Here is a 17,008-nt window from a genome sequence, read left to right as displayed (position 1 = left end):
CCGTCAGCGGTGGCTGAAGTCGGGCTGGCGCTTCTCCGTAAAGGCGGCCATGCCTTCTTTTTGGTCCTCGCTGGCGAACAACGAGTGGAAGATCCGGCGTTCGAACAGGACACCTTGGGCCAGGCCGGTTTCAAAGGCGGCGTTCACGGCTTCCTTTGCCAGCATGGCCACCGGCTTGGATTTGGACGCAATGACTTCGGCAGCTTTCAGGGCCTCCTCCACTACGTTCTCGGCGGGAACCACGCGTGAGACGAGTCCGCAGCGTTCAGCCTCCTCCGCGCCGATGAAGCGTCCGGTCAGGATCATGTCCATGGCCTTCGCCTTGCCCACGGCGCGGGTGAGGCGCTGGGAGCCGCCCATGCCCGGCAGCACGCCGAGGTTGATCTCCGGCTGGCCGAACTTGGCGTTGTCACCGGCAATGATGAGATCGCACATCATGGCCAGTTCGCACCCGCCGCCCAGCGCAAAGCCGGAGACTGCGGCAATAGTGGGGATGCGCAGCCGCGTGAAGTCCTCCCAGCCGCGGAACCAGTCGGCGGCGAACATCTCCATGTAACCTTGGGCGGCCATTTCCTTGATATCGGCGCCGGCGGCAAAGGCCTTGCCGGAGCCGGTGATCACCACCGCTCCAACGCCGGGGTCTGCGTCCATGGCGGTGACTGCTGCCACGAGCTCCTCCATGGTGGCTTTGTCCAGGGCGTTGAGGGCCTCCGGCCTGTTAAGCGTGACCAGGCCTACCCGGCCCCGCTGTTCCACCAGGATGTTCGTGTATTCCGTCATGCCTGACTCCCGTCGTTTAGGGTTCCCTGGGACTTGTCGCGGATGTCCGTGATGATCCCGGAGAAGTCCCGGCCTGCTCCGCCTTCAGCGGCAAACGTATCGTAGATTTCCGAGGCGAGTGGACCCAGCCGGGCCGCCACGCCCGTGCTTTGCAAGGCATTCAGTGCAAGTTTGAGGTCCTTCGCCATCAGTGCCCCGGCGAAGCCCGGCTGGTAATCGCGGTTGGCGGGGCTCGTGGGGACCGGACCGGGAACCGGGCAGTTGGTGGTCAGCGCCCAGCACTGTCCTGACGCCGCGGAGGCGACGTCGAACAGAGCCTGGTGCGTGAGTCCCAGCTTCTCGCCCAGGACAAAGGCCTCGCTCACCGCGATCATGGAGACCCCGAGGATGAGGTTGTTGCAGATTTTCGCGGCCTGGCCGCCGCCGTGTCCGCCACAGTGAACCACGCGTTTGCCCATCACCTCAAGCAGCGGCCGCACGGCTTCGAAATCTTCCGCTTCGCCGCCCACCATGAACGTCAGCGTGCCCGCCTCGGCGCCTACCACGCCGCCGGAGACAGGGGCGTCCACCGAGCGGTGGCCGGCGGCGACGGCGAGCGAGGCGGCTTCCCGCGCCTCGTCCACGTTAATGGTGGAACAGTCCAGGAACAGGGTTCCCGGCTTGGCTGCCACCAGCAGTCCGGGCCGTCCGTCCACCCCGCGGTAGGCGTCCAGGACATGCTGGCCACTGGGGAACATGGTCAGGACGACGTCGGCTCCGGCCACTGCGTCCAAAGGGCCGGGCACAGTGGGGACGCCATGGGCTGCTGCAGCCTCCAGCGCTGCGGGCACCACGTCGTAGCCGGCCACGCCGTAGCCGGCCTTGACCAGGTTCACGGCCATTGGCCCGCCCATGTGGCCCAGGCCCAGGAAGGCGACAGTGGGGTTCTCAGACATGGTCGGTCTCCTTTGGCTGAAGGTTGAGTTCAAGGTCGCCCAGGGGCGCAAAGAATCGTTCGACGTCGGCCGCGCGCACCTCCGCGAGCGTGGCGGGCTTCCAGCGCGGAGTGCGGTCCTTGTCCACCACCTGCGCCCGGATCCCCTCGCGGAAGTCAGGACCGGCCAGGCATCTGAGACCCACCCGGTATTCCTGTGCCAGTGCTTCATCCAAGGTCAATCCATTGGCCCTGCGGAGGGACTCCAAAGTCACCTTCACGGCAGTGGGCGACTTCGCCTCAATGGTTGCCGCGGCCGCTTCTCCCCCGGTATCCCCGTCCAGGGTGCGGAGCCGGCGAAGGATCTCCTCTGCGTCGTTGCTGGCGTAGCAGGGGTCGATCCAGCTGCGCTGTGACTCCAGCTCCGAGGGCGGGGCCGGCTGGCTGAACCGTACGACGGCGGCTTCCGCGGTTTCGCTTTCAAGCGCCACCGCCAGCGCGGAAAGATTCTCCGAGGGCACGTAATGGTCCGCCAGGCCCAGGAACAGGGCATCCGCGCCGCTGAGGTGCGCGCCTGTCAGCGCGGCATGGGTACCCCCTTCCCCCGGTGACTTCGCCAGCAGCCAGGTCCCGCCGACGTCGGGCACAAATCCAATGGTGGTCTCGGGCATGCCGGTCCGGGTCCGCTCGGTGACCACGCGGAGGGAGCCGTGGGCCGAGATCCCCACGCCACCACCGAGCACCAGCCCGTCCATGAAGGCCACATAGGGCTTCGGGTAGCCGGCAATAAGGGAGTTCAGGCTGTACTCGTCCTGCCAAAAGGCGGCGGTCTGCGTGCCTCCGGCGAGAATGTCCCGGTAGATTGCGACGATGTCGCCTCCGGCACAGAGGCCCCGCTCCCCGGCGCCCTGCACCAGGATGGTGGCCACACCGTCGTCGGCCGCCCAGGCGGTGAGCTGATCCAGCATGGCGGCCACCATGCCGGCGTTCAGCGCGTTGACGGCCTTGGGGCGGTTGAGGGTGACCACGCCAAGATGGCCGCGCCTCTCGAACAGGACCTCGTGACCGGATCCCTGCTCCGCTCCTGGCAAACCGGCCATCAGCTTCCTTCCGGCATCACGAAGCTGGCGCCCTGGCGGATCCCGGAAGGCCAGCGCGTGGTGACGGTCTTGGTCTTGGTGTAGAAACGGAAGGCGTCGGCGCCGTGCTGGTTGAGGTCGCCGAAGCCGGAGGCCTTCCAGCCGCCGAAGGTGTAGTACGCGATCGGGACCGGGATGGGGACGTTGATGCCCACCATGCCCACCTCCACGCGGCTGGCGAAGTCCCGCGCGGCATCACCGTCGCGGGTAAAGATGGCCACGCCGTTGCCGAACTCGTGCTCGCTGCACAGGCGCAGCGCTTCGTCGTAGTCGGTGGCGCGGAGCACGCTCAGGACCGGCCCGAAGATCTCCTCCTGGTAGATCTTCATGTCCTTGGTGACGTGGTCAAAGAGCGTCGGGCCCAGCCAGAACCCGTCGTCGTAGCCTTCCACGGTGAGGCCGCGTCCGTCCGCCAGCAGGGTGGCGCCTTCCTCAACTCCTGACCGGATGTAGCCCTCAATCCTGTCCTTGGCGCTCGGCGCCACGACCGGGCCGAAGTCCGAGTCCTTGGCCAAGCTGTGGCCTACCTTGAGCCCCTTGATGCGGTCCTGGAGTTTAGCCACCAGCATGTTGGCCGTTTCCTCCCCCACCGGCACGGCCACGGAAATGGCCATGCAGCGTTCGCCGGCCGAGCCGTAGCCGGCTCCGATCAGGGCGTCGGCGGCCATGTCAAGATCGGCGTCCGGCATGATCACCATGTGGTTCTTGGCCCCGCCGAAGCATTGGGCGCGTTTCCCGCGGGCGGCGGCGGTGGCGTAGATGTACTGGGCGATGGGTGTGGAGCCCACAAAGCCGATGGCTTTGACCCTCGGATCTTCAAGGAGGGCGTCAACGGCTTCCTTGTCTCCGTTGATGACGTTGAACACGCCGTCCGGGACGCCCGCTTCGGAATACAGTTCGGCCAGGCGCAGGGGCACTGACGGGTCCCGTTCGGAGGGTTTGAGGATAAAGGCGTTCCCGGCGGCGAGGGCCGGTCCGGACTTCCACAGCGGAATCATGGCCGGGAAGTTGAAGGGCGTGATGCCCGCGACGACGCCCAGGGGCTGGCGAAGCGAGTGGACGTCGATGTCTCGGCCAGCCTCGGAAAATTCGCCCTTCATCAGGTGCGGGGCACCGGCCGCGAACTCCACCACTTCGATGCCACGCTGGATGTCGCCCTTGGAGTCGGCGAGGGTCTTGCCGTGCTCGGAGGAGAGCAGGGTGGCGAGCTCGTCCAGGTTCTGGTTCACCAGGTCCACGAACTTCAGCAGGATCCGGCCGCGTCGCTGCGGGTTCATGGCGCCCCATTCGGGCTGGGCCTTCTCCGCGGCGGCAACCGCGTTCTGCACTTCCTCCCGGCTGGCCAGTGGCACGCGGGCCTGGACTTTGCCCTCGCAGGGATCAAAGACGTCGCTGTAACGGCCGGATGTCCCGCCGATTCTACGGCCGGCTACGTAATGGGAAAGTTCGCGCACCATGGCTGAATGCTCCTTCGCATTGTGATCCAGGTCATCTCTGCAAGCGAATATACTCGGACTTCCTACTAAATTCCAGAGCACGCCCGGAGGCCGTGCGGCGCCGCCGTCATTCGCTGTGGCACCGCCGTCGCGGGGCACTTTGCCGTGCACGTGGGCCACCCAGGAGCAAGGCGACGGCGTGTCCGCGCCCTAGTGCCCCGTCTTTGCAGGTTGCAGCCGACCCGGCATAGCCAGCACCGCTCCGCCGTCGTGGGCTATGCCGGGCGCCCAAGTTCGGTAAGTTAGGACTGTGAAGATTGCTACCTGGAATGTGAATTCTCTCCGTGCCCGCGCCGACCGCGTGGAGGCGTGGCTGCAGCGCACTGACTGCGATGTCCTGGCCATCCAGGAAACCAAGTGCAAGGACGAGAACTTCCCGTGGGAACTGTTCGAGAGGATGGGCTACGAGGTGGCCCACTTCGGCGTGAACCAGTGGAACGGCGTGGCCATCGCCTCCCGGGTGGGCCTCGAAGACGTGGAACGGACGTTCCTGGACCAGCCTGCATTCGGCAAGGCCGGAAAGGATCCCGTCCAGGAGGCCCGTGCCATGGCTGCCACGTGCGGCGGCGTTCGGGTCTGGAGCCTGTATATCCCCAACGGCCGGTCGCTCGACGACGAGCACATGCCGTACAAGCTCAAGTGGCTCGAAAGCCTGAAGACGCACGCGCAGGGCCTCGTCACCGCCGACCCCCACGCACAGGTTGCCCTGATGGGTGACTGGAACATCGCACCCTTTGACGACGACGTCTGGGACATCGACCTCTTCGTGAACAACAGGTATACCCATGTCAGCCCGCCGGAGCGCGCGGCCTTCCATGCCTTTGAAGAGGCGGGCTTCACCGACGTCGTACGCCCCTACACCCCCGGTCCCGGCGTCTACACGTACTGGGACTACACCCAGCTGCGTTTCCCCAAAAAGGAGGGCATGCGGATCGACTTCATCCTGGCCTCCCCGGCACTGGCCGCGAGGGTGACCGGCGCTTCGATCGACCGCGAGGAACGTAAAGGCAAGGGCGCCTCGGACCACGCACCCGTGCTGGTGGATCTGGCAGACTGATGCTGCAGCCATGGACCGCCGAAAGGGGGAAGCGATGACCGGAAACCTCTACCGTGGCCAGGCTGGCCTGCCCTTTTCCTCCACCCTGCGCGTCTACGAACCCCTGGACGCCTTTCCCGAGGACCAGCGCGAGGCCATCCGGGCGGCTGGCGCCCGCACCGCCTCCCGCGCAGCGGTGGAAAACGCCGAGCTGCTCGCGTCCCTTGGCCGGATCACCCGGGCCGGCGGCGATCCTTTCCCCACTGGCCGCACCGACCTGGTCCGGGTCACCACCGCTCCCGGCGTGCCGCCGCCGGCATTGCCCGAAGATGCCCCGGCAACGGGAACGTCCGACGGCGGCGCTGGCGCTCAGTCAAGTGCGGGTGCGGACCCCGTGCTGCTCTACTGCCCCAGCCAGCTGGTGCTGCGGGCCGGCCTGGCAGCCAACGCCCTGATGGAAGGCATCCACGGCCCCCTCGCTGAAATGCTGATTCCGGAAGAACAGCGGGACAAGCACCAGGAACGCATCGACCTCGTCAAGGCCCGCGACGGATCCATCCGGGTCCATACCCGCGCTTCAACCTGGGGCATTCCGTTCAGCTGGTTCTCGCTGTTTATGGAAGGTGACCGCAAGGACGTCGTGGAGTCCGGCGGGCGGATCCTCACCGTCCGCATCTGGGCCCCCATCACCGACGCCATGGAACGGGCACGCTACGCTGTGGCCAACCTTGCCTTGGCGGCCCCGGACCTGGACATGCTGGACGATCTCGCCCAGCTCACGGAGTGGCTTGAGCTGTTTCACGTCAATTCCATGGTGGAGCTGGATTACGGGGCCGTGGCGGACAAGGTGTATCCGGACGAGTCACCGATGGATATCAGGCTGGGAATCGAGTGCCTCGCCGAGGGTGACATGACCGGCGCAGCGGCAGCATACCGTCGGCTGGCGTCGCGGTGGATCCCCATCAGGCAGCTGGCCAGGGCTTCTTAGTCCCGCGGCGGCGCCGTGGTTCTCCGGATGATGAGTTCATGCGGTGCCACCGCGGAGCGCACTGCCCCCGTCACGCCGTCGAGTTCGTCCAGCAGCATCTTAGTGGCAAGCTCAGCCTGCTCGTCCGGGCGCTGGCCCACCGTGGTCAGGCCCATTGCGTCGGCGAAATCGTGGTTATCGATTCCCACGACGGAGAGCTCTTCAGGAACGCGGACCCCCAGCCGGGCCGCCTCGAAGATGACACCCATGGCCATTTCGTCCGAGGCGCAGAAGATGGCAGTGGGTTTGTCCCCAGGACGGGCCCATAGCCGGCGGAAAGCCTCCTGGCCGCTGCGGACGGTGAAGTCCCCCCATTCATCCCATTCGGGGCGGGTGGGCAGGCCGGCGCCCTGCATTACGTCCTTGAAAGCCAGGATGCGGACCCGGGGAACGTCGAAGTTCAGGTCGGTTTCGTCGTCGCCATGGACCAGGGCAATGTCGCGGTGCCCCAGGTCGATCAGGTGCCGGACGGCAGTGGAGGCGGCGGCGTAGTCATCAATGCCGATATAGGCGCATTCCTCCACGTGGCCGCCCACCACCACCAACGGGATGTCGATTTTTTGCAAATGGTCCAGTTCTTCATGGGTGAGGGCCATACACAGCACCAGCAGCGCATCGATCTGCTTGTAGACCATGGTCTTGCTGAAAAGCCGCTCCCGATTGCTGCCGTGGCCGCCCAGGTTGAAGAGGGAGAGGTTGTAATTGCGGGCGTGGAGTTCCCGGTCGGCGCCCTCAATGGCCTTGGAGAAGAACCACCTGCTCACGAAGGGCGCCAGCACCCCGATGGTCTTGGTGCGTCCGGTGGCGAGCCCGGATGCCGAAGATGAGGCCACGTAGCCGAGTTCGCCGGCCACCTCGAGGATCTTCTCGCGGGTGGCGGGTGACACCCGCGGCAGTCCACGCACCGCCCGGGAGACGGTGGCTGTGGACACTCCCGCTGCGGCTGCCACATCCTCAATGCTGACGCCACTGTGGCCGCCCCGTTGGGACCTTTCAGATGTGCGTGCCACGGTGTCCCCTCATGTACTCCCTGCAGGCGTACGCCCCTGCTCTAGTGCGATACCCCCACGCCATAGTATTTTGACCGCCGCCCTGCTTCGCAGTGTTACCTGCGCAAAAGGGACAGCCGGCCGCGGAATCACAGTGGGGCGTTACCTCCGGTCCGGCAGCTTCCTGCGGAGCCGCACCATTCCGTAGATCGCCAGGAGTGTGGCCAACAGGCCAAGTGCCCACCACAGTGCGGGTTGTCCGGTCACCTCCATCCAGACCGTGACCACTACCAGGACCACAGCCCAGAAACCCAGGAATCCGATGATGATGTCAAAATCCTCGCCGGAGCGTGCCAGCCGGCGTTCGTTTCCCGCCCCTTTGGACTTGCCGGGGCGGGAAACGCCTGCCGTCACTTGACTGCACCTGCCGTCAGGCCGGCAACGATCTTGCGCTGGAAGACCAACACCAGGATCACCAAGGGAATGGTGACGATGGTGCCGGCAGCCATGATGGCCGTGTACGGAATCTGGTTCGGCTGGGCGCCGGCGAAGCTCGCGATCGCGACGGTCACGGGCTGCGTGGCATCGCTGGAGAGCTGGCTGGCAATCAGGAATTCATTCCAGGAGGAGATGAACGCCAGGATGGCCGTAGTGAAGATCGCCGGGGCCGCCAAGGGCATGATGACCTTGCGGAAAGCCTGCCCCTGCGTGCACCCGTCCACACGTGCTGATTCTTCCAACTCCCACGGCATTTCGCGGAAGAAGGACGTCAGTGTGTAGACGGTCAGCGGCAGCACGAACGAGATGCTCGGAATGATCAGTGCCTGGTACGTGCCCATCCAGCCGATGTTGGTAAAGAGCTGGAAGAGCGGGGTGATGAGGGCTACGCCCGGGAACATGGACGCCCCGAGGATGAAGCCCAGCACCAGGAACTTGAACCGGAAGGTCAGTCGCGCCAAGGCGTACGCGGCGAACACACCAATGAGCAGCGAAACGGCAGTAACAACCACGCCAATGAAAATACTGTTCAGGAGTGCCTGGCCGAAGCGGTTGCCGAACGAGGTATCGAACGCCGTGACAAAGTTATCCAGCGTCACGTGCGTGGGCAGGATCGAGGTGTCGTAGGTGAAGCCCACCTCGCGGAATGCCACCACCACCATCCAGTAGGCAGGCGCGAGGCACCAGACCAGGATGACCGCGGCACTGATGTACGTACGGCCCTGTGCCCATTTCTCGCGGTTCTGGGCCGTCTTTCGCCCCTTATCCTGCCGCGCGCGCAGGTCCGTGGCCGCTGTTGACGTGGTCATTTCTTTCCCTTACCTGTGGCGCCGCTTTGCTCCACAACGTTCGCTCCAAGGAAGCGGACGAAGATGAAAGCGACCAAGAAGATGATGATGAACGTAATGGTGGACAGTGCTGCCGCCGCGTTGAACCCTTGCCTGACCTGGTTGATCACCAGGATGGACAACGTGGTGGTGTTGTTTGCACCCTGCGTCAGGATGTACGGAAGGTCGAACATACGCAGTGCATCCAGCGTGCGGAACAGGATTGCCACCATCAGCGCCGGCTTGACCAGCGGTAGGGTAATCATCCTGAACCGCTGCCATGCCGTGGCACCATCCACCTTCGCGGCTTCGTAAACCTCAGCCGGAATCATCTGCAGGCCAGCCAGGATGAGCAGCGCCATGAACGGCGTGGTCTTCCACGTATCGGCGATGATGACCGCCCACTTGGCGGGCCATTCACTGCCTGTCCAGAGAATGCTGACGTTGAACAGCTTGTTGGCAATGCCTTGGAAATCGAAGATGAAGAGCCACAGCTGAGCCGTGACGGCCGTGGGGATGGCCCACGGGACCAACACCGCGGCCCGGACCAGGCTGCGTCCCTTGAAGGTGCGGGCCATGATCATGGCCATCCAGAAGCCCAGGATGGTCTCGAACGTCACCGTGATGACAGTGAAGAGGAAGGTGGTGGCTGTAGCGTTCCAGAACTGGCCGCCCAGGGTGCCGGGAGGGCAAGCAACTGTGCCGCCGCCGGGGGCGGCACACTGCTGGCCGAGCCAGTTCACGTAGTTCTGGATGCCGGCCGGGCCGCCGGCGGTAAAAAGGCCGGTGACCGGGTCAAGGCCGGCGTCCTTCTGGAAGGACATAACGACGGCGCTGATGATCGGGTAAATGATAACGATGCCCAGCGCAATGATGGTGGGGGCGAGCAACCAGGAGGCCCATTTGCCCTGGCTCAGTATCTTATTGTCCTCCCCCACACCCTTCGGCGCGTGGTGGACCGGGGTCCCGCCCGACGCCGGCTTGGTTGCCGGCGTCGGGCCCAATTCGGTTGCCATGGCTAAGCTACGATCCTGCGCCGGCGGACTCGATGGACTTCTGCATATCGGAGAGAGCCTGCTCTACGGACTTCTCACCCTTGAGTGCGGAGTACGAGTTTTCCTGGATCGCCTGGGTGACGGCCGGGTAGAACGGCGTAACGGGACGCGGAACGGCGTTCTCGATGGACGTCTTCAGCACCGGCAGGTACGGCAGCTTGGTCACAAGCTCCTGGTCCTCGTAGAGGTCGCCAAGCACCGGAGCCAGCGAACCCTGCGTGGCGAAGAACTTCTGCTGTTCCTCTTCAACCAGGAACTTCACGAAGTCCAGGGCAGTGGCCTTGTTCTTCGAGTACACGCTGACGGCAGCGCTGTGGCCGCCCAGTGACGAGGCGCCCGGGCCATCCTTGCCCGGCAGGGCAGTCATGCCCAGGACGTCCTTGACCTTGGAGGAGCCTTCAGTGGTGGCCAGGTTGTAAACGTAGGGCCAGTTGCGCAGGAAGAGCAGGTTGCCGTCCTGGAATGCACGGCGGCTTTCCTCTTCCTGGTACGTGATGGCTTCAGCCGGGATATTGCCGTCCGCGAAAGCCTTGACCAGGTTCTCCAGGCCTGCCTTGGCATCTGCCGTGTTCAAGCTGGGCTTTCCGTCCTTGTCCAGGACTGAGCCACCAAAGGAGTTGATGGCCTCGGAAGCGTTGACCGTGAGGCCCTCATACTGCTTGAACTGGCCGGAGTAGCAGCCGATGTTGTTGGCCTTGGCGATGGAGCACATCTCCATCATTTCGTCCCACGTCTTAGGCGGCGTGGGGACGAGGTCCTTGCGGTAGTAGAGGATGCCACCGTCAGAAGAAACCGGGGCAGCATACAGCGTGCCCTTGTAGGAACCAGCTTCGATGGTGGGCTCAAGCATGCCGGCCGTATCCACAGCCATCTTGTCCTTGAGCGGCTGTAGCCAGCCCTTGGCGGCGAATTCCGCGGTCCACACGACGTCGACACTTGCGACGTCGTAGTTGGGGTCCTTGGCCTGGTAGTGCTGGACCAGGTCATCGTGCTGCTGGTCGGCCTGGTCGGTCTGCTCCTTGAACGTGACCTTCTCGTCGGGGTGGGCAGCGTTCCATTTTTCGATCAGCGGACGGACAACGTTGCTGTTGTCCTTGCCCTGTACGTAGGTAATGGGGCCGCGACCGTCGAGGTTGGCTTCGGCGTCGGTTCCGCCGCCGCCTGTGGTGCCCCCGCCGCCACCGCCGGCGCAGGCGGAGAGCGTCAGGGCCAAAATGCCGGCAGTTGCTGCCGGGAGTAAGAATTTACGGGTTTTCATGCTTGAGGCTCCTCGCTGAGTGACAAGTAAGTCGGCAGTGCGGTTGATGTGGTGACCATCACACTAGTAACGTTGCCGGAAGAAATGCAAGCGTTTACATCAAAAAGTTACCTGAGAGGAACCAAATGCACCACTCACCCGTTCCCACCCCCGCCTCAAGGGTAAAGTCATGGTGGGCAAGCGCCGTCGTCTATCAGGTCTATCCGCGCTCCTTCGCCGACGGCAATGGCGATGGAATGGGTGATCTCCGCGGAATTACAGCCCGTTTGCCCTACCTGCAACGGCTCGGTGTGGACGCCGTCTGGCTTTCGCCGTTCTATAAATCACCGCAGGCGGACGGCGGATATGACGTGGCTGACTACCGGCAGGTTGACCCGCTTTTCGGAACGCTGGCCGATTTCGACGCTATGTTACGAATTGCTCACGACCTCGGCCTGAAGGTCATCGTTGACCTCGTGCCGAACCACACTTCGGACGAACATGTGTGGTTCCAGGAAGCCCTGGCTTCCCCTCCCGGCTCCCGCGAGCGGAACCGCTACATTTTCCGGGCCGGCAAAGACGAAGTGCCTGGTTCCGGTGACGGAAACCTTGCCCCCAACAACTGGCGGTCCATCTTCGGGGGCCCCGCCTGGAGCAGGATCGACGAAGCGGACGGCACTCCCGGTGAGTGGTACCTTCACCTTTTCGACACCAAACAGCCGGACCTGAACTGGGAGAATGCCGAGGTCCAGGAGGAAATGCGCTCCGTGATGCGCTTTTGGCTGGACCGGGGCGTGGACGGATTCCGTGTGGATGTTGCCCACGGCATGGTCAAGGAAGCCGGGCTGCCGGATTGGGACGGCGTGGCGGCAATGGTGGAAGGCACGGTAGAACCGGCGCCGGATTCCGGGCATACCCCGCCCGGCGATGCTCCCGGCGCTCATACCGACGCGCAGGAACCGCACCGCGCCGTATCGCCGGTGTACCCGCCGTCTCCGTTCTTTGACCAGGAGGGGGTGCACGACATTTACCGGGACTGGAACCGTGTGTTGGCCGCCTACGACGGCGATCGCATGATGGTGGCCGAAGCGTGGGTGGAACCCGCTGAACGGCTGGCCCGGTATGTCCGCAAGGACGAAATGCAGCAGGCGTTCAACTTCGATTTCCTCCTGGCCGGCTGGGACGCCGTGCGCATGGCGGAAGCCATTGAAGCCTCGCTCCTGGCCGCGGCTTCCGTCGAGGCACCATCCACGTGGGTCCTGAGCAACCACGACACCGTCCGCCACACCACGCGGTTCGGGCTCAAAGATCCCACCACCTTCCCCAAGGGCATCGGGGCCCGCGACGAACAGCCGGACGCTGCCCTGGGACTGCAGCGGGCGCGTGCCGCCACACTTGTCGCGTTGGCGCTGCCGGGCTCCGTTTACCTGTACCAGGGTGAGGAACTGGGACTTCCCGAGCACACCACGCTCCCGGACGAAGCCCGGCAGGATCCAACGTTCTTCCGCACTCAAGGCGCGGAGATCGGCCGTGACGGCTGCCGCGTGCCGCTTCCGTGGAAAGCGGATGAGCCGGGTTACGGTTTCGCCGAGGCGTTCACCGCGGGCTTGGGGGGCACCCCAAACGCAACGCCCGACGCCGGCAGTGGCCGCCGCATGCCCGTAGCACCGTGGCTGCCCCAGCCGGATTCATTCCGGGAGCTGGCCGCAGACCGGCAGGACGGCGTCGCGGGTTCCACGCTGGAGCTCTACCGTTCGGCGCTGGCGTTCCGGTCCGCCCAGGGGCTTGGATCCGGGTCCTTCCAGTGGGCGGACATCCACCAGCCACAAGATGGCGTCCTGGCGTTCCATAATGGCGACGTGCTGGTTCTCTGCAACCTTGGGTCAGCCGCAGTTCCGGTACCCCCCGGGTTCACGGTGTCGCTGACAACGTCAACGCCAGCGGCTGGTTCTGTGCCAGAAGTCCCGCCGAACTGCAGCGTTTACCTGACCCGCTGAGTGTCAGCGGACGCGTTCGGCCCGGCCGAACCGCGTCCGCGCACCGGCGCCAATGTGAATCAGCACAGGGGTGGGTTTGCCAACCACCGCGTTCAGGGCCTCAACCAGGCTTGCCACTTCGGCAGCCAGCAGATGCGGGGCGACACCCTGGCGCGGGAGGAGCCGGATCTTCAAAGCCGGGCTGCCGTTGACCGCGTAGGTGGCCACCGTGGCGCCCGCGAGGTCCGGCCGTTCAGCGAGGGCGTGTTTGAGTGCCTGCTCCGCCACCCCTCCCCCAATCCGCACGTCGCCGGCGACGTCTCCGGCGTCGTCGTCTGAAACCAGCAAATTGGTGCGTCCTTTGCCCTGTTGGGCCACCCAGGCCACCATCAGTCCGATCAGCAACAAGGTCACCAGGACCAGCACGATCCAGAGCCAACTCTCAGGGCGGCCGGGAAACCGGGTGTTGTTGAAAGCCTGGTTTACTCCCTGCCAGGCGTCCGCCGACCACGATTGCCACCACGAGGCGACGGCCGGAACGGTGGCCAGCAGGACCAGGAAGAGGCCAACAACGAACAGCTTGATACCCAAGATCCCCACCAGGATCCTGTTAAGCAGTACAGGGGTGCTCGTCACGCGCCAATCACCCCTGCCGAGGACAGGTTGACCCGGACCTCGGGAACCGGAACCAGCGCCATCTCGCCAAGTTCGAACTGCACGGCCTCAAGGACTGCCGCCTCATCCACCGGCACCCCGGACGTGGGGCGGACATTCACCACGATCTGGCGCCGGGACACCACAACCATCACCTGTTCCGGTGTGACGTTGGCGGCGAGCCGGGCACGGCGGGCCAGTGCGGATGCTATGACTTCATCGTCCACCACCACCGCAGGACTGCTCCAGTCAGCCCCCTGGCCATTGAGCACATGCCGGGCACGGCGGCCGGGAAGGACAGCGTTCAGAAGGAAAAACAGGCCGATCATTGCAAGCACGGCACCCAGGGCGCCGAGCAGCAACGGCGAAATTCCGGAAGGCAATGCCACGATGCGTTCCGCCGCCCTCTGCGGTTCGATCAGCCAGGCAGGCTGGCCAATCGCGTGGACCGCTGATTCCAGGAGGCCATAAGCGCACAGGACCACAACGAGCACTGCTACGAGCGTTGCCACCACAGCGCGGGAGGAGTGGGTCTCCCGGTAGAGGATTCTCTGCTTGTCCGGTTGGCTCATTTCACCCGCCCCCCTTCACTGATCCGGACCCCGCTGATCCGGATATCCACGCGGCTCAGCCGGGCGCCGCTCAGTGCCGTCACGGTTGCCAGGATCCGTGCCTTCGCGGCCACGGTCCGGTCCCAGATCGACCCGCCGAAGGCTGGCACCTTACCGGCGTCGGCAGCAACTGCCTTCAGCGGCGGAACGTTGATGGGCGCCACGAGGGACAACGCCAGCAGACCGTCGTCGTCGGACCAGTCCGCACGGACGTCCTGGGCAGGCACGCCCAGTGCTTCTGCTGCGGCGGCCTTCGCCAGGCTGGTCAGGGCCTGCGTGCTGATGCGGTTGTGGCCGGCAAATACCTGGCCTCGAAGGGCCGGTGCGGGCGAACTCATGACGAGGAGCGCCGGCCGATGATGGCATCCAGGACGCCGCGCAGGTCCAGTTTTCCTTCCGCAGCGCGGCCCAGCAGGGCTCCGATACCCATAAACAGCAGTGACACCAGGAAGCCCCACAGCCCGAACTGGAAGGACATAAACGCCACGAAAGCGCCCACACCGATTCCCACAACGGTCAGATTCACAGGAGGGCCTCTCTTTCTGCGGTGGCCGGACCTGACGATTTCACAGGCGGGGCCACATAGACATCGGTGATTTCGACGTTCACTTCAATGACCTGCAGCCCGACCAGGTCTTCGACTGCCCGGTACACGGAGGACCGGACCTGGTCAGCCAGTGAATGGAGGGGCGTGCCGTAGGTTGCCACGAGGCTGATGTCCACCGCCACCTGGGTCTCGCCGACCTCGGCGTGCACTCCGGCCGCATGGTCTGAACTGCCGACGGCGTCCCGGATGGCGCCGAGGGCGCGCGATGGAACGGAACCGAGCGAATAGACCCCCGGGACAGCACGGGCGGCGATGCCGGCAACTTTCGCAACGGCAGTTTCAGAAATGACGGTCCGGCCGTGGCCGGGCACCAAACTTCCGGCGCTATGGTTTTGGACGCCCGCATCGGGTTGTGGGTTCTGGTATTCCATCAGGCACTCCCCCTTCTGTTGTTCCCAACCCTATCCCCTGCCTGCGCCTTAACGGCAGGAGGCGGGGACCCCCGGCCATGCCGGACATCCCCGCCTCCATCTGCGGAAGGTTTTGGATCAGCTTCCGCTAGGCGCGGGTCACTTGTAGTGGCCCTCTCCGCCGACGCGGAGGTTGGTGGGCAGGTAGCCGAACGGGCCGAGGCCATTCTGGCCGAAGCTGCGGTCCACCTGGGAGATGCCGTTCTGGAAGTTGATCTTCACCGTCGGCGACAAGGATCCGCCGCGGACGCCGTTGACGTTGTCGATGAAGGACTGCACCAGGCCACCGGGCTGCACGTAGTGCGAGTAGGCCTGGAACTGGCGGCCGTTCTGGAGCGGGTTGGGACCTTCCGGAGCGTTGGCCGGCATGTTCAGGTCCGTCGGGGAACCCAGGGCCAGGGCGCTGTTGTTCATCGGCTGGTAGTCGGAACGGACGCCGTCGCCCACGAAGCCGTAGACGCCGTCGGGGCCGCGCATGCCTGCCGCGTAGGTGAACTGGTGGCTGATGGTGAACAGGTAGTACTTGTTCTTGCCGTTTTCGTTCTGGATGAAGATCTGCGGGCGCTCAGTCTGGTCGTTGACGCAGTTGGCGGACAGGATCGGGGGCAGGAAGGACCATTTTGTCAGGTCCTTGTTGTCCGCTACGGCCAGGCCCACGTTGGCGGTCTGGTAGTAGGCTCCGGAGCTGTTCACTTCATTCAGGTTCTCAGCGTGCGGGTCACCTGGCTGGTAGCCGAGGTCCTCCTCCTCGCAGCGGTACTCGCCACGGGTGCCGCCGGTGTTGCCTTCGAAGACCATAAAGGTCTTGCCGGGGTGCGCCGGGTCAGCGAAGGTGTACGGATCGCGGAAGGCGAAGCCCGGGTTCTGTTCCTTCGTCTGGTACATCTTGCCCTCGGGTTCCAGCAGCTTGGTGTGCTCGAAGCCGTCGAAGGTGACGCCGTTCTCATCTGCATGGATCTTGCCCAGTGCCTTGGCAATGGCCGCATCCGGGGCGATTCCACCGCCGCCCGCATTTCGCTCAGCCACGTCGTAGAAGGTGGTGGCCGTGTAGAACACGTTGACCTGGTTGCCCTGCATCAGGCGGGTGGAGCCGGACCACTCGGTGTTGCCGATTGAGGCACCGTCGGCGAAGACGTGGCCGCCGTAGTTCCACTTGTCCTTGGCCGGATCGGCGTTGGTCTTGCGGAAGAAGTAACCGATTCGGGCGTTCCAGTGGCGCTGGTCGAAGCCGTACCCGGCGTGGCGGTCGGCCACGAGAGAGAAGATGACGTCCCAGCCCTTGTAGCTGATCTGGTTCGCGTTTTCGTCCGTGAGGGACCAGGTGTCCCAAACCCAGACGTCGTCATTCATGGTGGGGAAATCCTCGGGGATTTCCGGCATGGTGACATCCGGGCTCATGGAGTTTTCACCGGGAGCGACCGTGGAATCGCTCTGCGCCATGATCTGCTTGGCATCCGCGCGGGTCCACTTGGACGTGAAGTCCGACGCCGGGTCGTGGGCCTGCTGGCTGTGCTTGGTGGGCAGGGGGAAGCCCGGGGTCGGGGCTGGCATCTGCTCCGCTGCCGGCGGATCCGCCGGCTCGTTGGCCTGTGCTGACGGGATGGCCAGGAAGGCCGAGGCCGCAACAGCTGCCGCCAGTGCTGCGGCAGCGGGACGCCACCGCAGCATCCGGGGAGTTTGGGGGTGCTTGTGCATTTTTGCTCTTCTCGCGGAGTTGAAACTATTCGTGGAAGACGGGCGTATGCCCTGGTGC

The 17,008-nt window shown here is 64.7% G+C and carries 18 protein-coding genes; 3 read left to right on the top strand and 15 right to left on the bottom strand.

Annotated elements, in window-relative coordinates:
* Positions 1-3: 3 nt before the first annotated feature.
* Genes V9L17_RS13575 through V9L17_RS13560 form a run of 4 tightly spaced genes read right to left on the bottom strand, consistent with a single transcriptional unit; the run spans position 4 to position 4,289 of the window.
* Positions 4-780 (bottom strand): enoyl-CoA hydratase, encoded by a 777-nt coding sequence (locus V9L17_RS13575; protein WP_337351812.1) that lies wholly within the window; start codon positions 778-780, stop codon positions 4-6.
* A complete protein-coding gene (gene mmsB, locus V9L17_RS13570) occupies positions 777-1,715 on the bottom strand; it encodes a 3-hydroxyisobutyrate dehydrogenase (protein WP_337351811.1) in 939 nt (312 codons plus the stop codon). The genes V9L17_RS13575 and mmsB overlap by 4 nt, the downstream gene beginning before the upstream one ends.
* Entirely contained in the window at positions 1,708-2,793 is a 1,086-nt protein-coding gene (locus V9L17_RS13565; protein ID WP_337351810.1) for an enoyl-CoA hydratase/isomerase family protein, read from the bottom strand. Before V9L17_RS13565 ends, mmsB begins: the two co-directional genes overlap by 8 nt.
* Positions 2,793-4,289: a CoA-acylating methylmalonate-semialdehyde dehydrogenase gene (locus V9L17_RS13560; RefSeq protein ID WP_337351809.1), complete on the bottom strand. Its 1,497-nt coding sequence runs from the start codon at positions 4,287-4,289 to the stop codon at positions 2,793-2,795. The genes V9L17_RS13565 and V9L17_RS13560 overlap by 1 nt, the downstream gene beginning before the upstream one ends.
* A gap of 289 nt (positions 4,290-4,578) precedes the next feature.
* On the opposite strand from V9L17_RS13560, the gene V9L17_RS13555 reads away from it, so the two are divergent.
* Together V9L17_RS13555 and V9L17_RS13550 are read left to right on the top strand one after the other, a co-directional pair.
* The gene (locus V9L17_RS13555; RefSeq protein ID WP_337347031.1) at positions 4,579-5,385 is read left to right on the top strand and encodes an exodeoxyribonuclease III; all 807 of its coding nucleotides are present in this window, start codon (positions 4,579-4,581) and stop codon (positions 5,383-5,385) included.
* 34 nt (positions 5,386-5,419) lie between these two features.
* Complete coding sequence (locus V9L17_RS13550; protein ID WP_337351965.1) at positions 5,420-6,352, top strand: hypothetical protein; 933 nt, start codon at positions 5,420-5,422, stop codon at positions 6,350-6,352.
* Here V9L17_RS13550 and V9L17_RS13545 read toward each other — a convergent pair.
* The 5 genes from V9L17_RS13545 to V9L17_RS13525 all read right to left on the bottom strand — a co-directional run bounded on the left by V9L17_RS13545 (position 6,349) and on the right by V9L17_RS13525 (position 11,018).
* Positions 6,349-7,401: a LacI family DNA-binding transcriptional regulator gene (locus tag V9L17_RS13545; protein WP_337347032.1), complete on the bottom strand. Its 1,053-nt coding sequence runs from the start codon at positions 7,399-7,401 to the stop codon at positions 6,349-6,351. The genes V9L17_RS13550 and V9L17_RS13545 overlap by 4 nt on opposite strands.
* A 141-nt stretch (positions 7,402-7,542) precedes the next feature.
* Positions 7,543-7,794 carry a hypothetical protein gene (locus tag V9L17_RS13540; protein ID WP_337351808.1) on the bottom strand — a complete coding sequence of 84 codons (252 nt, stop codon included), beginning with the start codon at positions 7,792-7,794 and terminating at the stop codon, positions 7,543-7,545.
* Positions 7,791-8,687 (bottom strand): carbohydrate ABC transporter permease, encoded by an 897-nt coding sequence (locus V9L17_RS13535; protein ID WP_337351807.1) that lies wholly within the window; start codon positions 8,685-8,687, stop codon positions 7,791-7,793. Before V9L17_RS13535 ends, V9L17_RS13540 begins: the two co-directional genes overlap by 4 nt.
* The gene (locus V9L17_RS13530) at positions 8,684-9,721 is read right to left on the bottom strand and encodes a carbohydrate ABC transporter permease (RefSeq protein WP_337351806.1); all 1,038 of its coding nucleotides are present in this window, start codon (positions 9,719-9,721) and stop codon (positions 8,684-8,686) included. Before V9L17_RS13530 ends, V9L17_RS13535 begins: the two co-directional genes overlap by 4 nt.
* A gap of 7 nt (positions 9,722-9,728) precedes the next feature.
* Positions 9,729-11,018, bottom strand: a complete 1,290-nt coding sequence (locus V9L17_RS13525) for an ABC transporter substrate-binding protein (RefSeq protein WP_337347036.1) — start codon at positions 11,016-11,018, stop codon at positions 9,729-9,731.
* Positions 11,019-11,143: 125 nt separating this feature from the next.
* Between V9L17_RS13525 and V9L17_RS13520 the strand changes: the two genes are divergently transcribed.
* A complete protein-coding gene (locus V9L17_RS13520; protein WP_337351805.1) occupies positions 11,144-12,994 on the top strand; it encodes a glycoside hydrolase family 13 protein in 1,851 nt (616 codons plus the stop codon).
* A gap of 3 nt (positions 12,995-12,997) precedes the next feature.
* Here V9L17_RS13520 and V9L17_RS13515 read toward each other — a convergent pair whose 3' ends face one another.
* From V9L17_RS13515 to V9L17_RS13490, 6 genes are all read right to left on the bottom strand, one after another.
* Positions 12,998-13,609 carry a hypothetical protein gene (locus V9L17_RS13515; RefSeq protein ID WP_337347038.1) on the bottom strand — a complete coding sequence of 204 codons (612 nt, stop codon included), beginning with the start codon at positions 13,607-13,609 and terminating at the stop codon, positions 12,998-13,000.
* A complete protein-coding gene (locus tag V9L17_RS13510) occupies positions 13,606-14,199 on the bottom strand; it encodes a DUF6286 domain-containing protein (protein ID WP_337351804.1) in 594 nt (197 codons plus the stop codon). The genes V9L17_RS13515 and V9L17_RS13510 overlap by 4 nt, the downstream gene beginning before the upstream one ends.
* Positions 14,196-14,576 (bottom strand): hypothetical protein, encoded by a 381-nt coding sequence (locus V9L17_RS13505; protein WP_337347040.1) that lies wholly within the window; start codon positions 14,574-14,576, stop codon positions 14,196-14,198. Before V9L17_RS13505 ends, V9L17_RS13510 begins: the two co-directional genes overlap by 4 nt.
* The gene (locus V9L17_RS13500; protein WP_337347041.1) at positions 14,573-14,764 is read right to left on the bottom strand and encodes a hypothetical protein; all 192 of its coding nucleotides are present in this window, start codon (positions 14,762-14,764) and stop codon (positions 14,573-14,575) included. Before V9L17_RS13500 ends, V9L17_RS13505 begins: the two co-directional genes overlap by 4 nt.
* Entirely contained in the window at positions 14,761-15,216 is a 456-nt protein-coding gene (locus V9L17_RS13495; RefSeq protein ID WP_337347042.1) for an Asp23/Gls24 family envelope stress response protein, read from the bottom strand. The genes V9L17_RS13500 and V9L17_RS13495 overlap by 4 nt, the downstream gene beginning before the upstream one ends.
* 138 nt (positions 15,217-15,354) lie before the next feature.
* Positions 15,355-16,950 carry a glycoside hydrolase family 68 protein gene (locus V9L17_RS13490; protein WP_337347043.1) on the bottom strand — a complete coding sequence of 532 codons (1,596 nt, stop codon included), beginning with the start codon at positions 16,948-16,950 and terminating at the stop codon, positions 15,355-15,357.
* Between the last annotated feature and the right edge of the window lie 58 nt (positions 16,951-17,008).

The organism is Pseudarthrobacter sp. CCNWLW207, assembly GCF_037203945.1.
GTDB lineage: Bacteria > Actinomycetota > Actinomycetes > Actinomycetales > Micrococcaceae > Arthrobacter.
This window is presented reverse-complemented; position numbering and strand designations above follow the sequence as displayed.